General features: G+C 62.6%; 13 protein-coding genes. 9 read left to right on the forward strand and 4 right to left on the reverse strand.

The window, feature by feature from the left end; translation table 11 throughout:
* Nucleotides 1-4 precede the first annotated feature (4 nt).
* Complete coding sequence (gene proB / locus RBRH_RS01420; RefSeq protein ID WP_041754002.1) at nt 5-1,123, forward strand: glutamate 5-kinase; 1,119 nt, start codon at nt 5-7, stop codon at nt 1,121-1,123.
* Between the two features lie 72 nt (nt 1,124-1,195).
* On the opposite strand, the gene RBRH_RS01425 is transcribed toward proB, so the two are convergent.
* On the reverse strand, nt 1,196-1,795 hold the full coding sequence (locus RBRH_RS01425) for a CNP1-like family protein (RefSeq protein WP_049786334.1): 600 nt from the start codon (nt 1,793-1,795) through the stop codon (nt 1,196-1,198).
* A 131-nt stretch (nt 1,796-1,926) separates the two neighbouring features.
* Entirely contained in the window at nt 1,927-2,607 is a 681-nt protein-coding gene (locus tag RBRH_RS01430) for an RNA pyrophosphohydrolase (RefSeq protein ID WP_041752996.1), read from the reverse strand.
* A gap of 112 nt (nt 2,608-2,719) precedes the next feature.
* On the opposite strand from RBRH_RS01430, the gene RBRH_RS01435 reads away from it, so the two are divergent.
* Nucleotides 2,720-4,456: a proline--tRNA ligase gene (locus RBRH_RS01435; protein ID WP_041752998.1), complete on the forward strand. Its 1,737-nt coding sequence runs from the start codon at nt 2,720-2,722 to the stop codon at nt 4,454-4,456.
* Nucleotides 4,457-4,468: 12 nt separating this feature from the next.
* Entirely contained in the window at nt 4,469-5,065 is a 597-nt protein-coding gene (locus RBRH_RS01440; RefSeq protein WP_013434106.1) for a MarC family protein, read from the forward strand.
* 53 nt (nt 5,066-5,118) lie between these two features.
* On the opposite strand, the gene RBRH_RS01445 is transcribed toward RBRH_RS01440, so the two are convergent.
* Both RBRH_RS01445 and ffh read right to left on the reverse strand, forming a co-directional pair.
* Complete coding sequence (locus tag RBRH_RS01445; protein WP_041752999.1) at nt 5,119-5,667, reverse strand: hypoxanthine-guanine phosphoribosyltransferase; 549 nt, start codon at nt 5,665-5,667, stop codon at nt 5,119-5,121.
* A 100-nt stretch (nt 5,668-5,767) separates the two neighbouring features.
* Complete coding sequence (gene ffh, locus RBRH_RS01450) at nt 5,768-7,135, reverse strand: signal recognition particle protein (RefSeq protein WP_041753000.1); 1,368 nt, start codon at nt 7,133-7,135, stop codon at nt 5,768-5,770.
* A 128-nt stretch (nt 7,136-7,263) separates the two neighbouring features.
* On the opposite strand from ffh, the gene RBRH_RS01455 reads away from it, so the two are divergent.
* The 6 genes from RBRH_RS01455 (at nt 7,264) to RBRH_RS01480 (ending at nt 14,263) form a co-directional block, all read left to right on the forward strand.
* Nucleotides 7,264-8,190 (forward strand): cytochrome C assembly family protein, encoded by a 927-nt coding sequence (locus RBRH_RS01455; protein ID WP_013434109.1) that lies wholly within the window; start codon nt 7,264-7,266, stop codon nt 8,188-8,190.
* Between the two features lie 59 nt (nt 8,191-8,249).
* Complete coding sequence (locus tag RBRH_RS01460) at nt 8,250-8,591, forward strand: PP0621 family protein (RefSeq protein WP_013434110.1); 342 nt, start codon at nt 8,250-8,252, stop codon at nt 8,589-8,591.
* Nucleotides 8,592-8,706: 115 nt separating this feature from the next.
* The gene (gene ampD, locus RBRH_RS01465) at nt 8,707-9,309 is read left to right on the forward strand and encodes a 1,6-anhydro-N-acetylmuramyl-L-alanine amidase AmpD (protein ID WP_157864454.1); all 603 of its coding nucleotides are present in this window, start codon (nt 8,707-8,709) and stop codon (nt 9,307-9,309) included.
* Nucleotides 9,310-9,655: 346 nt separating this feature from the next.
* The gene (locus tag RBRH_RS01470; RefSeq protein WP_041753002.1) at nt 9,656-12,634 is read left to right on the forward strand and encodes a ribonucleoside-diphosphate reductase subunit alpha; all 2,979 of its coding nucleotides are present in this window, start codon (nt 9,656-9,658) and stop codon (nt 12,632-12,634) included.
* Between the two features lie 139 nt (nt 12,635-12,773).
* The gene (locus RBRH_RS01475) at nt 12,774-13,016 is read left to right on the forward strand and encodes a hypothetical protein (RefSeq protein WP_013434113.1); all 243 of its coding nucleotides are present in this window, start codon (nt 12,774-12,776) and stop codon (nt 13,014-13,016) included.
* An 11-nt stretch (nt 13,017-13,027) separates the two neighbouring features.
* Nucleotides 13,028-14,263, forward strand: a complete 1,236-nt coding sequence (locus RBRH_RS01480; RefSeq protein WP_041754005.1) for a ribonucleotide-diphosphate reductase subunit beta — start codon at nt 13,028-13,030, stop codon at nt 14,261-14,263.
* Nucleotides 14,264-14,644: the final 381 nt, after the last annotated feature.

A 14,644-nucleotide genomic window follows, 5' to 3' on the forward strand; every position in this document is an offset into this window, starting at 1 on the left:
AGCGATGCGTTCGATCATTGCTGATGCAAAGCGGCTGGTTGTGAAAGTGGGCTCAAGCCTGGTCACCAATGACGGGCGTGGACTGGATCATGACGCGATCGGGCAGTGGGCCGCGCAAATCGCCGCCTTGCGTCAGCAGGGCAAGGACGTGGTGCTGGTCAGTTCCGGCGCGATCGCCGAGGGGATGCAGCGACTGGGCTGGAGCCGGCGTCCACGCGAGATCGCCGAACTGCAGGCCGCGGCCGCGGTCGGCCAAATGGGGTTGGCGCAGGTCTATGAAAGCCGCTTTGCCGAGTATTCGATCCGCACGGCGCAGATCCTGCTCACGCACGCGGACCTTGCCGATCGCGAGCGATACCTGAATGCACGCTCGACGCTACTCACGTTGCTCAGACTCGGCGTGGTGCCGATCATCAATGAGAATGACACGGTCGTCACGGGTGAGATCAAGTTCGGCGACAACGACACATTGGGCGCGTTGGTAGCGAATCTGATCGAAGGGGACGCGCTGGTGATCCTGACCGACCAGTGTGGCTTGTACACGGCCGATCCGCGCAAGAATCCTGCCGCGACGCTGGTGCAACAGGCCGACGCGGGCGACCCCGCGTTGGAAGCAATGGCCGGTGGCGCTGGCACAAGCATTGGTCGGGGCGGGATGCTGACCAAGATCCTGGCCGCCAAGCGCGCCGCGCACAGCGGCGCGGATACGGTGATCGCAAGTGGTCGTGAGCCGCACGTGTTAGTTAGGCTGGCGGCGGCGGAGCCGATTGGCACGCAACTCATTGCGCGGACCGCCCGCATGGCCGCGCGCAAGCAATGGGTAGCAGACCATCTGCAAGTGCGCGGCCATGTCGTGATCGATGCGGGGGCGCTCGAGAAGCTGACTTCCGAGGGCAAGAGCCTGTTGCCGGTCGGCATCGTCGACGTACAAGGTATTTTTGCCCGCGGCGAGGTGATTGCGTGCCTGGACGAAGCGGGCCGTGAGGTGGCGCGTGGGTTGACGAACTACAGTAGCGCCGAGGTGCGGTTGATTCGCCGCCATCCGAGTGCGCAGATCGAGTCGATTCTCGGTTACATGCTCGAGCCAGAATTGATCCACCGGGACAACCTGGTGATGCTGTAGCGCCGGCGAGGTGCACGCATCGCATACGGACCCGCGATGCGCGAAACCGGTTAGGCTTGGCTTGGGGCGTCGCTATTGATAGCGCGATGCGGCGATCCGTTTATAACGGATATTTTGCACGATCGACGCGGCATTGCCCTGCGGGATCTTGTTCGCGCACATGTAATCTTGGTATAGCGCGGCCTGATACGCGTTCAACTGGCTATTCTCGATGCGCCGCCAGCCGTTTGCCGCGCCCCGGTCCCATTGTTCGCCGCTGTCGTCGGCGGCCGCATAACGGCGCCACTCATAGGTTTCGCAGCGCAAGCCTTCGTAATAGACATTGCGTGCGCCTTGCGGGCTCGTGATCACGATCGTATAGCGTACGACGCCGTCGGTGCCCACCGACACGGACGCCGCGTCGACGGCAAACTGCAGGTCCGTCGTCGCAGAGACCTCGAATGGCAGCAGGTCCGCGGCGCGTGGCATCGGCGCAAGCTTATCAACCTGGTTCTCGACCCAGTTCTGCGTGCGCTCTAGCAGATAGGTAAAGTCCTGGCCGGGCTTGGGCCCCTGGTCCGGCGACGGGGACGAGCACGCGCCGAGCAGCGCGGCGGCGATCGTGCCGATCAGGGCGGCGATGCGGCGTGAACTTGGGCGCGATGGACGGGCAGGCGGGCAGACGCGTTTCAAGAGACGGGTTCCTGGCACAAAAGGTGGTGTATTAAAGCACAAGGGCCGGGATCCGGATGCGAATCTCCGGAGCGCGGCCCTCGGCGGTCTGCCAACGCGGCGATGTGCCGCCAGGCAAACCGATGCGGCAATCATGGTCGTGGCTTGGTGCTGACCGGCTCGACGACCAGCGTCGCGGCGGCCACGTCCAGCACTGCGGTCGCCGCGCGGCCGCAGTCAAGCTCGGCGCCGGGCTCGATGTTCGAACATACCGTCTCGATCGATACCGTTACCACTTTTGCCTTCACCTTTGAAGGGCGGGCACCATGGTGCAAAGCAGAACGTGCATGGCGTCCGGGCTGCCGTCGCACGAAGCGGGAAAGCTCGGTCAGCGCCATCTGGTACACATCTCTCTTGAACTCGATCACGGCGTCCAGCGGCACCCAGTAGCTGTTCCAGCGCCACGCGTCGAACTCCGGATGATCGGTCGCGCGCAGGCAGATATCGCAGTCGCGTCCGATCATGCGCAACAGAAACCAAATCTGCTTTTGTCCTCGATAGTGACCGCGGACCTCGCGCTTGATGTACTTGTCGGGCACCTCGTAACGCAACCAGTCGCGCGTGCGACCGATGACCTTGACATGCTCGGGTCTCAAACCGGTTTCTTCGCGCAGCTCCCGAAACATCGCTTGCAAGGGCGTCTCACCGTACTTGATGCCGCCTTGCGGAAACTGCCAGGAATGCTCACGCAGCCGTTTGCCCCAAAACACCTCGTTGCGCGCGTTCAAGAGGATGATGCCGACGTTCGGGCGAAAGCCTTCACGATCCAGCATACAACCACCTTCGAATCCTTTAAAATTGCTTTGATTATAAACAGTTAATGGGCGCCGTGCGACCCGGCTGGAGTCGGGTATGCCGGCGCCCTCGTTTTGGAACCCCTCAAGAATGAAAGCTTCGCGTTTTTTCATCGGCACGCTGAAGGAAGCGCCGGCCGATGCCGAGATCGTCAGTCATCAGTTGATGGTCAGGGCGGGGATGATTCGCCGCGTCGCCGGCGGTATCTACAACTACATGCCGATCGGGTTGCGCTCGATCCGCAAGGTGGAGGCGATCGTACGCGAGGAGATGAACCGCGCGGGTGCTGTCGAGCTGTTGATGCCAGCGGTGCAGCCGGCTGAGCTATGGCAGGAATCCAGCCGCTGGGAGCAATATGGCCCCGAATTGCTGCGGGTGAAGGACCGCCACGACCGCGACTTCGTCGTCGGACCGACGCATGAGGAAGTGGTCACCGATATCGCGCGCAAGGAGATTAAGAGCTACCGCCAGATGCCGGTGAATTTTTACCAGGTGCAGACCAAGTTCCGCGATGAGATCCGCCCTAGGTTCGGCGTGATGCGGGGGCGCGAGTTCATCATGAAAGATGCGTATTCATTCGATCGCGACCGTGCTGGGCTGCAGCTATCGTACCAGAAGATGTACGACGCGTACGTGAGGATCTTCACGCGCCTGGGGCTCGAGTTCCGTGCGGTGGCAGCCGACAACGGCGCGATCGGTGGCACCGGATCGCACGAATTCCATGTGATTGCCGCGACCGGCGAGGATGCGATCGCGTATTGCCCGGGCTCGGATTATGCGGCCAATGTCGAGGCCGCCGAAGCCGTGTCATTGATCGCGTCACGCGCGGCGCCGAGCGAGCCGCTGACGAAGAAGGCCACGCCGGGTAAGGCGAAATGCGAGCAGGTGGCCGATTATCTGAGTATTGCGTTGGAGCGCACGATCAAGTCGATCGCGCTGGCCGTGGACAACGAGGGCGCCGACCCGACGATTTGGCTGCTGCTGCTGCGCGGCGACCATGAACTGAACGAGATCAAGGCTGGCAAGATACCGGGGCTGGCCGGCTATCGGTTCGCCACCGAGCAGGAGATTGTCGATTGGTTCGGCGCGCCCCCCGGCTATTTGGGGCCGCTGAACACGCGCAAGCCGGTGAGGGTGGTCGCGGATCGTACCGTGGCAAACATGAGCGACTTCGTCGTCGGCTCGAACGAGATGGGCTACCACACGACGGGGGTCAATTGGGGCCGTGACCTGCCGGAGCCGGAAGTGGCGGACTTGCGCAACGTGCGCAAGGGTGACCCATCGCCGGATGGCCGCGGCGAGCTGGACCTATGCCGTGGCATCGAGGTCGGGCATGTGTTCCAGCTTGGCACAAAGTATTCGGAAGCCATGGGCGCGACGTTCCTGGACGAGAACGGCAAGCCGGCACCGATGATGATGGGGTGCTACGGGATCGGCATCACGCGGATCCTCGGCGCGGCGATCGAGCAGAACTTCGACGAGCGCGGCATCATCTGGCCGGAGGCCATCGCGCCATTTCATCTGGTGCTGTGCCCGATGGGCTACGAGCGCAGCGACGCGGTGCGCGAGCAGGCGCACAAGCTCTATGACGAATTACTCGGCGCGGGTATGGACGTGATTCTGGACGACCGGGGCGAGCGTCCCGGCGTGATGTTCGCGGATTGGGAGTTGATCGGCGTGCCCCACCGGCTCGTGATTGGCGAGCGCGGCCTCAAGGAGGGCAAGATCGAGTATCAGGGCCGCCGCGATGTGGAGCCGACGCTATTGCCGCTTGAACAGGCGGCAGCGTGGGTGGTCGAGCGGGTGCGCGCGGCACTGGCACGCTAACGGACTGCAACTGTGCAATATACATTCTTATCCGCGACGGTCCTGCTGATCCTGATCACGGATCCGCTGGGCAATATCCCATTATTTATCAACGTGTTGCGCAAGGTTGAGCGGCAGCGGCGCCCGAAGGTGATCCTGCGCGAAGTGACGATCGCGTTCGTTATCCTCCTGGTATTCATGATCGCCGGCGACGCGTTCCTGCGCATGATGCACCTGACGGATCTGTCGTTGCGGCTGGCGGGCGGGATCGTGCTGTTTCTGATCGCGCTTCGAATGATTTTCCCGCACGCGGAAGGTCCATCCGGCAGCGAGCCGCTCAGCGAGCCGCTGATCGTGCCGCTTGCGATTCCGGCGCTGGCGGGACCGTCAGCCATCGCGACCGTCATGCTGCTGACGTCGCATGCGCCGGGCAAGATGCTTGAATGGATCGGCGCGCTTACGGTGACGATGGCCGTGTGCGCGATCGTGCTGCTGCTGGCCGAGAAGATCCAGCGATGGATCGGCGTGCGCACCGTTGCAGCATTCGAGCGGTTGATGGGGCTTGTGTTGGTCGCGATTTCGGTGGAGATGATCCTCGAGGGTATCCGGATCTTTGCGCGACAGCTTTAAGAGTCGCGGTCCGACGCGAAACAGGCGGGCCGACGCGGTGGCCGGCACCGGGCTTAGGCGTCGCCTTTCAGCGCGCGGATCGCGGACAGGTTGCGCCAATACCCGTTGACGTCCATCCCGCAGCCGAACACATAGCGGTCCGGCACTTGAACACCACAGAAATCGGGGCGCAGCGGCTTGGGCTTTGCAATGAGCTTCTCGCACAGCACCGCGCTGGCGAAGCGACGCGCGCCCTTCTCAATGATCCGGTCTCGGATCGCCGCCATCGTTTCGCCTTCGTCCAGGATGTCGTCGAGCACCAACACAACGCGGTCCTTGACTGATTCGGCGGGTGCCACGCGCCACTGCATATCATGGCCGCGCGTCGTGTTGCGATAGCGGGTCAGATGGATATAGTCGAACTCGAGCGGGAAGTTCAGATGCGGCAGCAGCATGCCGGTGAACACCGCGGCACCGCCCATCACGGACAGCACAAGCGGGAACTCGTCACGCATTGCGTCGTGGATTGCAACGGCCATCTGCTGGATCGACGCCGCCACGTCAGCGGACGATACGATCTCCTCGGAGTGGCGGAAAATGTCTAGGGCTTCTTCGCGGTTCATCGGGATCTTGGCGAGGGGCCTAATAGAGAGTGTGTGAATCAAAAAACGGCGCGGGCTCCGCAGAGAAAACCCGCGATGGTAGCCGCCGTGTCGGCTTGGCTCAGCGCAGCCCGGGCAACATGCCTTTCATGCCGCGCATCATTTTTTGCAGGTTGCCGCCCTTGAGCTTCTTCATCATGCCGCGCATCTGTTCGAACTGATTGAGCATCCGGTTGACCTCCTGCACCTGCACGCCGGCGCCGGTCGCGATGCGTCGCTTGCGGCTTGCTTTGATCAGTTCCGGCTTGGCGCGCTCGGCCGGCGTCATCGAATTGATGATGCCTTCCATGCGGTGCATCTGCTTTTCGGCCTGAGACATGTCGGCGTTGCCAGCGGCCTGCTGGAATTGCGCCGGCAGCTTGTCCATTAGCATCGATAAGCCGCCCATTTTCTTCATTTGCGACAGTTGGGCGCGGAAGTCGTTCAGGTCGAAAGCGCCGCCTTTCTTCACCTTTTCGGCGAGCTTCTGCGCGGCCTGGACGTCCACGCCGCGCTGCGCCTCCTCGACCAGCGCCAGGATGTCTCCCATGCCCAGGATTCGGTTGGCCATCCGTTCCGGGTAGAACGTCTCTAGGCCATCGAGTTTCTCGCCGACGCCGACGAACTTGATCGGCCGGCCCGTCACGTGGCGCACCGACAACGCCGCGCCGCCGCGCGAGTCGCCATCGAGCTTGGTCAGCACGACGCCGGTGAGCGGTAGCGCGTCATTGAAGGCCTTCGCAGTATTGACCGCGTCCTGGCCGAGCATCGCATCGACGACGAACAGCGTCTCGGCCGGCTTGAGTTGCGCGTGCAACGCGGCGATTTCCTGCATCATCGCCTCATCGATGCCGAGCCGACCCGCCGTGTCCACGATCAATACGTCATGGTAGTGTCGCTTGGCCCAGTCCAATGCGTCCCGCGCGATATCCAGCGGCTTTTGGTCAGGTTGGGACGGGAAGAAATCCGCGCCGACTTGCTCGGTGACGGTTTTCAGCTGCGCGATCGCCGCGGGTCGGTAGACGTCGCACGACACGGTGAGGACTTTCTTCTTCTGCATCTCGCGCAGCAGCTTGGCCAACTTGCCGACCGTCGTGGTCTTGCCGGCGCCCTGCAGGCCCGCCATTAAGATCACTGCTGGCGGCGTGACTGCCAGGTTCAACTCGGCCGCTTTGCCTTCGTAGTCGCCGCCGATCACCGCGGTCAGTTCGCGTTGCACGACACCGACCAGCGCCTGGCCGGGGGTCAAGCTGCTGATCACTTCCTCACCGAGCGCCTTTTCTCGAACCTTCGCGATAAACTCGCGCACGACCGGCAGCGCGACGTCTGCCTCGAGCAGGGCCAGGCGCACCTCGCGCAGCATCTCTTGCGTGTTGGCCTCGGTGAGCCGGGCTTCGCCGCGTAGCGTCTTCACGACGCGCGCCATACGTTGTGTGAGATTGTCGAGCATGGAAGTGACGTGCGATTCGCCGCGCCTCGACGCGAGCCCGGGCGGGTGACGCGGTCCGGGTGCATCAAGACGCACGGGGGCAGCGGGATCCGGGCCGGCGGCGGGGCGCTAGTGTAAACTGAATAACTATGCACATTGTACTGTATGCCCTCACTGCGCTTCTGTATGGCGGCCTTGGCGTCGCCGCCTGGCGCTCGTATCGGCACGCGCATCCGCACGGCACGCTGCTGGCTACGGCGCCGGCAGCCGCGTTGGCGGCGGCGCCCGGCCGCGTCGCTGGCACCGGCACGTCACCGGTGGCGCGCGCGATGCTGTTCGCCGCGCTGGTGCTGCACGGGGTGCTGCTGCATATGACGATCTTCCCGGCCGACGCGATGGTGTTCGGCTTCGCATTCGCGTTGTCGGCGATGCTGTGGCTTGGCGCGGGCATCTACTGGATCGAGAGTTTCTTTTTTCGGCTCGACGGGCTGCGACTGTTGTTGATGCCGATTGCCTGCGTGGCTACGCTGCTGCCGCTGCTGTTCGGCGGCGTCCATGTACTGGCCTATGCGGCGGATCCGCTGTTCAAGGTCCACTTTGTGTTGGCTAATGTCGCGTATGGGTTGCTGGCGATCGCCGCGTTGCATGCGATTCTGATGTTGCTGGTCGAGCGCCGGCTGCACGCACTTCGCGGCGTGGCCGGACGGCGCACGCCGGGGCCGCCCGCGCGTGACTGGTTATCGAGTTGGTTTGATACGCTGCCCCCGTTGTTGACGCTGGAAAAGTTGCTGTTCCGCCTGATCGCCGCGGGTTTCGTGCTGCTAACACTGGCGTTGATCAGCGGCGTGTGGTTCAGCGAGCAACTGATCGCCCAGGCCATCAAGCTGGATCACAAGACCGTGTTCGCGTTCGTATCGTGGATCATGTTCGGCGCGTTGCTAGTGGGCCGTCATCGGCGCGGCTGGCGCGGTCGCACCGCGTTGCGTTGGGTGCTGGCATCGTTCGCGGCGCTGCTGCTCGCATATGTCGGCAGTCGCTTCGTGCTGGAAGTGCTGTTGCATCGCGCGGTGGTCTGATTGACGCAGTCGGCTCGCGTCGACATTCGAATCGTTTCCTGTGTGCTTATTCGTTCGTCATGGCCCGCATCCTCTTTTGGCTTTTTGTGATTCTCGCCATCCAGTGGCTGTGGCGCCAGGTCGCGCGTCGTGATCGGGCGCACGTCAGCCACGGATCCGAGGCGGGACGGGAATCCACGCGCCCGCAGGCCAACCGTAGTCGCGCCGATGGCGCGACCGGCACGCGGCGCACCGGCGGTGCCGGTGGCGGCGCGCTGCCAGAGGCCATCGTGCGCTGCGCACAGTGCGGCGTACACGTACCGGTGAGCGAGACGGTGTCGGTAGAGGGCCAGCGCTTTTGTTCCAACGAGCATGCTGCCCGCTACGCGGCTCGGTCAGCCAGGCGCGATAATGCGCGGTGAGCGGGCGATGTGCGCGACGCAGCGATCCGTAAACGACGACGCGGCGGCAACGAGCTGCGCGGTGTGTCCGACGACTGGCTCGATGACTGCCTCGATGACTGGCCTGGCGGCGGGCATGCCGCCGGGCGAGGGCGCCGCAGTGCCGGCGCGCATCGTGGTCGATGGGCTAGGGTGGGCTCGGCCCGCCCAGCACACGCCATGCGCGAATTGCGATGCGCGCCCCACAGGCGTTGAGCCGACGCTCGTGGTGGTGCACAACATTAGTTTGCCGCCGGGACAGTTCGGCGGTGACGCGGTGGCGGCGCTGTTCCTCAACCAACTCGATTGCGACGCGCACCCGTACTACACGCGACTGCGCGGGCTGCGCGTATCGGCGCACTTTTTCGTGCGGCGGGACGGCAAATTGCTGCAATTCGTCTCGTGCAATGAGCGCGCGTGGCATGCTGGCGCGTCGAATTTCGCCGGCCGCGAGCGCTGCAACGATTTTTCGATTGGTATCGAACTAGAGGGCTCGGACGAGCACGTGTTCGAGGCGCCGCAGTACGACACGCTGACGCGCTTGTGCGCTGCACTGTGTGAGCGTTATCCCATCACCGCGCTGGCCGGCCATGCGGACATCGCGCCGGGTCGCAAGACCGACCCGGGGCCGCATTTCGACTGGCATCGGTTGCGCGCGCAGCTTGCGCTGCCGGCGACGTTTTTTCCCTATCTGCGCTGAACGTGTTGCGCGCAGCTGCACACCGCGACGGCAGGGCGTGCGGCGTGTCTGCGCTGGCGTGGCGGCGAGCCCGCAACCGGCGGTGCATGCCGAAAAGTCAAGTCTCCGGATGCAAATTTATTCGTGGAATCTGGGGCAAATTTCCACTATAGTTGGTGTGAGGCGGCAGCGCCGCTACTAGATATTGTGGTTTTCTGCGGCGCTTCATTTCCAGCGACAGCGCCGCATCGCCTTCTCAGACATCGTTTTTCGGGGCGCCGCGGCACGGTGCCAATACGCTGTGCCACGCCCCGCTCGTTTCAAGAACGCGGATTCACCGCACGACACAAGATCAGGAGCTTTGCCCATGCAAACCACCGAGAACGTCACGTCCCAACAGCCCAGTGCCGCAGCCGGCTTGCCGCATGGCGGTGGCGCTGCGCACGGCGCGCGCGCATTGGCGCCGCAGGCGACGCTTGCCGACTACAAGGTCATTCGCCGCAACGGGAGTGTGGTGTCGTTCGAGCCGTCTAAGATCGCGATCGCAGTGACCAAGGCTTTCCTCGCCGTCAATGGCGGTCAGGGCGCCGCGTCGGCACGCGTGCGCGAATCGGTTGAGACGCTGACGCAGGCGGTCGTGCGTGCGCTCGTGCGCAGCCGGCCGAACGGCGGCACGTTCCATATCGAAGACATTCAAGACCAGGTCGAACTCGCACTGATGCGGGCCGGCGAGCACAATGTCGCTCGCGCCTATGTGCTGTATCGTGAGAAACGCGCTGCGGAGCGCGCGCACGAGGTGGCGCAGCAACCGGCACAAGGCGGGTTGAACGTCAATGACAACGGCATCGTGCGCCCGCTGGACCTTGCCGCGTTGCGCAACGTGATCACGGCCGCTTGCGACGGGCTCGGCGAAGCGGTCAGCGCGGAGCCGATCGTTGCCGAAACGGTCAAGAATCTCTACGACGGCGTGCCGTTGTCGCAGGTCTACGACTCGGCAATCCTCGCTGCGCGCACAATGATCGAGAAGGAGCCGGCCTACAGCCAGGTCACCGCGCGGCTGCTGCTGCATACAATCCGCCGCGAGATCCTGGGTGAAGAGGTGCTGCAGTCCGAGATGGGCGCGCGCTATGCAGAGTACTTTCCGCAATTCTTGAAGCGAGGCGTCGAGGCTGAGTTGCTCGACGAGAAGCTGCTGCAATTCGACTTGAAGAAGTTGGGTGACGCGCTGGATGCGTCGCGCGATCTGAAATTCGGCTACCTCGGGCTGCAGACGCTGTACGACCGTTACTTCCTGCACGTGGACGGGCAGCGCATTGAAATGCCGCAGGCCTTTTTCATGCGGGTGGCGATGGGGCTCGCGCTGAACGAAATCGACCGCGAGGCGCGGGCGATCGAGTTCTACAATGTGCTGTCCACGTTCGATTTCATGAGCTCGACGCCGACGCTGTTCAATTCTGGTACGCGCCGCTCGCAACTGTCGTCGTGCTACCTGACGACCGTCGCGGACGACCTGGAGGGCATCTACGAGGCACTGAAGGAAAACGCGCTATTGTCCAAGTTCGCCGGCGGGCTCGGCAACGACTGGACCCGCGTGCGTGCGCTTGGCTCGCACATCAAGGGCACCAACGGCAAGTCGCAGGGCGTGGTGCCGTTCCTGAAGGTCGTCAATGACACGGCAGTCGCGGTCAACCAGGGGGGCAAGCGCAAGGGCGCGGTATGTGCGTACCTCGAAACCTGGCATTTGGACATCGAGGAGTTTCTCGAGCTGCGCAAGAACACCGGCGATGATCGTCGCCGCACGCACGACATGAACACCGCGAACTGGATCCCGGATCTGTTCATGAAGCGAGTGATCGAGGGGGGCGACTGGACGCTGTTCTCGCCATCGAGCTGCCCGGACCTGCATGACAAGTTCGGCGCCGAGTTCGAACAGGCGTATGTCGCGTACGAGGAGAAGGCCGCGCGCGGCGAATTGAAGCTGTTCAAGAAGATTCCGGCCGCGCAACTGTGGCGCAAGATGCTCGGGATGCTGTTCGAGACCGGCCACCCCTGGATTACATTCAAGGATCCGTGCMACGTGCGCTCGCCGCAGCAGCACGTGGGCGTTGTGCATTCGTCGAACCTGTGCACTGAAATCACGTTGAACACGAGCGACAACGAGATCGCGGTCTGCAACCTGGGCTCGGTCAACCTGGTCGCGCATATGAAGCAGGGCGCGGACSGTGGCTATGTGCTGGACCACGATAAGCTCAAGCGCACGATCAGCGTCGCGATGCGCATGCTCGACAATGTGATCGATATTAATTACTACGCGGTTGCCAAGGCGCGCAACTCAAACCTGAAGCACCGGCCGGTCGGCATGGGCATTATGGGGTTCCAGGACTGCCTGCACTTGCTGCGCACGCCGTATGCGTCGCAGCAAGCGGTGGAGTTCGCGGACCGCTCGATGGAAGCTATCTGCTACTACGCGTACTGGGCGTCCACCGAACTGGCGAGCGAACGCGGCCGGTACTCGTCGTACCGCGGCTCGCTGTGGGATCGCGGAATCCTGCCGCAGGACACGCTGAAGCTGCTCGCCGACTCGCGCGGCGGGTATGTCGAGGTCGACTCGTCCGAAACGATGGACTGGGCCGCGCTGCGCGAGCGCATTGCTACGCACGGCATGCGCAACTCGAACTGCGTCGCGATCGCGCCGACCGCAACGATCTCGAACATCATTGGCGTGTCTGCGTGCATCGAGCCGACGTTCCAGAACCTGTATGTGAAATCGAACCTGTCGGGCGAATTCACGGTCGTCAACGAATACCTGGTGCGTGACCTGAAGGCGCGCGGGCTCTGGGACGAGGTGATGGTGGCCGATCTGAAGTACTTCGATGGATCGCTGGCGCGCATTGATCGTATTCCCGCCGATCTGCGCGAGACGTATGCAACCGCGTTCGAAGTGGATCCGAAATGGCTCGTGGAAGCGGCGGCGCGCCGGCAGAAGTGGATCGACCAGGCGCAGTCGTTGAACATCTACATGGCCGGTGCGTCGGGCAAGAAGCTGGACGAAATCTACAAGCTCGCCTGGCTGCGCGGCCTAAAGACGACGTATTACCTGCGCACGATCGCCGCGACGCACGTCGAGAAGTCGACGGTTGCGCACGGCGCGCTCAATGCGGTGCCATCCAGCGATGGTGGGGTGGGTGCGATGCATGGCGCGGGTGGCGTGTCGGGCAGCGCGACGGCGCGCAACGCCGGTGTGCACGCCGCTGCCGATGCGGGATCGCAAGATGAGATCGCGGGACCGGTTTGCATGCTGCGTCCTGGCGATGCAGGCTTTGACGAGTGTGAAGCGTGCCAGTGATGCGTTGGCGTGTGAGCGTGCTCGACCGTTGTTGTCTGCAACCGCCCGCAGTCATACTGCAAGCGGTACACGATAAGGCACGTGATGAGCACTGCTTTGCACGCATCGCGTGTGCATCGTGTGACGCACGATACGCGCGATGAGCGGTGGCCACGCGCATGGCAGGCGCGGCGAGTGCGATGAAATGGATGGTGCACTTGCCGCGCCGATCGATACGAAGCAATGCGTCGATCCGGGTCGTGATGCAACCGATGCGAAGACCTTGACGATCATATCGATCAAAGTGTTGTATGAAGGTCTCAATGCGAGATCAAAAGAGTGTTTTTCATCAGCGAACTCTTTTATCGCTGATGAAAAGATGGTACAAACCGATCTAAATTGATGGTGACATTTATGCTCAACTGGGATGACGAGATTACTGCCGTAACTCCCCCGAGCGTTCCGCAACCGACGGTGCGAGAAACGACGGCGACTGGAGCCGTGGCATCGTCCAGCGGGTATGCAGCGCAAGCTGCGGATACGCCCGCTCCGTTGGCACAGGATAGCTTCACGCGCGATGTTGCTGTCGCGCCGGACCAGCAGTCGAACGCGTCGCCGGCGCCCGCACCCGAGGCCCGCGTGAACGTGGCCGACAAGCGGATCATCAACGGCAAGACCGACGTCAATCAACTCGTGCCGTTCAAGTACAAGTGGGCGTGGGAGAAGTACCTCGCCGGCTGTGCGAACCACTGGATGCCGCAGGAAATCAACATGTCCCGCGACATCGCGCTCTGGAAGGATCCGAACGGGTTGACTGACGACGAGCGCCGCATCGTCAAGCGCAACCTGGGTTTCTTTGTCACAGCCGATTCGTTGGCGGCGAACAATATCGTGCTTGGCACGTATCGCCACATCACTGCGCCCGAATGCCGCCAGTTCCTGCTGCGCCAAGCATTCGAGGAAGCGATTCATACGCACGCGTACCAGTACATCGTCGAGTCGCTCGGCCTGGACGAGGGCGAGATCTTCAATGCGTACCATGAGGTGTCATCGATCCGTGCGAAGGATGAATTTCTGATCCCGTTCATCCATACGTTGACCGATCCGTCGTTCAAGACTGGCACGCTCGAGGCGGACCAGAAGCTGCTGAAGTCGTTAATCGTCTTCGCGTGCGTGATGGAGGGGCTGTTCTTCTACGTCGGGTTCACGCAAATACTGGCGTTGGGTCGGCAGAACAAGATGACCGGTGCTGCTGAGCAGTACCAGTACATCCTGCGCGACGAGTCGATGCACTGCAACTTTGGCATCGACCTGATTAATCAGATCAAGCTTGAGAATCCGCATTTGTGGACGCCGGCATTTCGCGAGGAGATTTGCGGCTTATTCAAGCATGCGGTTGAACTCGAGTACCGGTATGCGGAGGACACGATGCCGCGCGGCGTGCTGGGCTTGAACGCCGGTATGTTCAAGAGCTATCTGCGATTCATTTGCAATCGGCGCTGCCAGCAGATCGGCCTGGAGCCGTTGTTCCCGAACGAGGAAAATCCGTTTCCGTGGATGAGCGAGATGATCGACTTGAAGAAGGAGCGCAACTTCTTCGAGACGCGAGTGATTGAATATCAAACCGGTGGCGCGCTGAGTTGGGAATGACGCGCACCAATGAATAGGTAGGGGTGTGCAGCACGTGATGGCGGCGATGACGCCGCCGCGTGTGCCGCACAAGTTTAGGAGAAGTGCCGCCTGATGCAATATGCGCCTGACCGCCTGGATAGCCGACTGACGACGAACGGCACGGTGCGAACCCTTCAGTGGGATGGGCAAACTACCCCCGGAAAAGCCTTCGGCCGCGGTGTCGTGTGCCGGACTGCTTCAAATCATTCGCCGGCAGCGATGCCGGTCGTGTTTGGGCGCACGGAGCCGCTGGGTCGGTCCCGTGCGCCTTGCCGCATTCATTAGCGTAAGCAGGAGGCAGGTGCGTACGCCGATGAATAATCCGCTTCGCAGCAGCCGCGTTGAAAAAACGCGTTGGCG

The organism is Mycetohabitans rhizoxinica HKI 454 (assembly GCF_000198775.1).
Taxonomy (GTDB): domain Bacteria; phylum Pseudomonadota; class Gammaproteobacteria; order Burkholderiales; family Burkholderiaceae; genus Mycetohabitans; species Mycetohabitans rhizoxinica.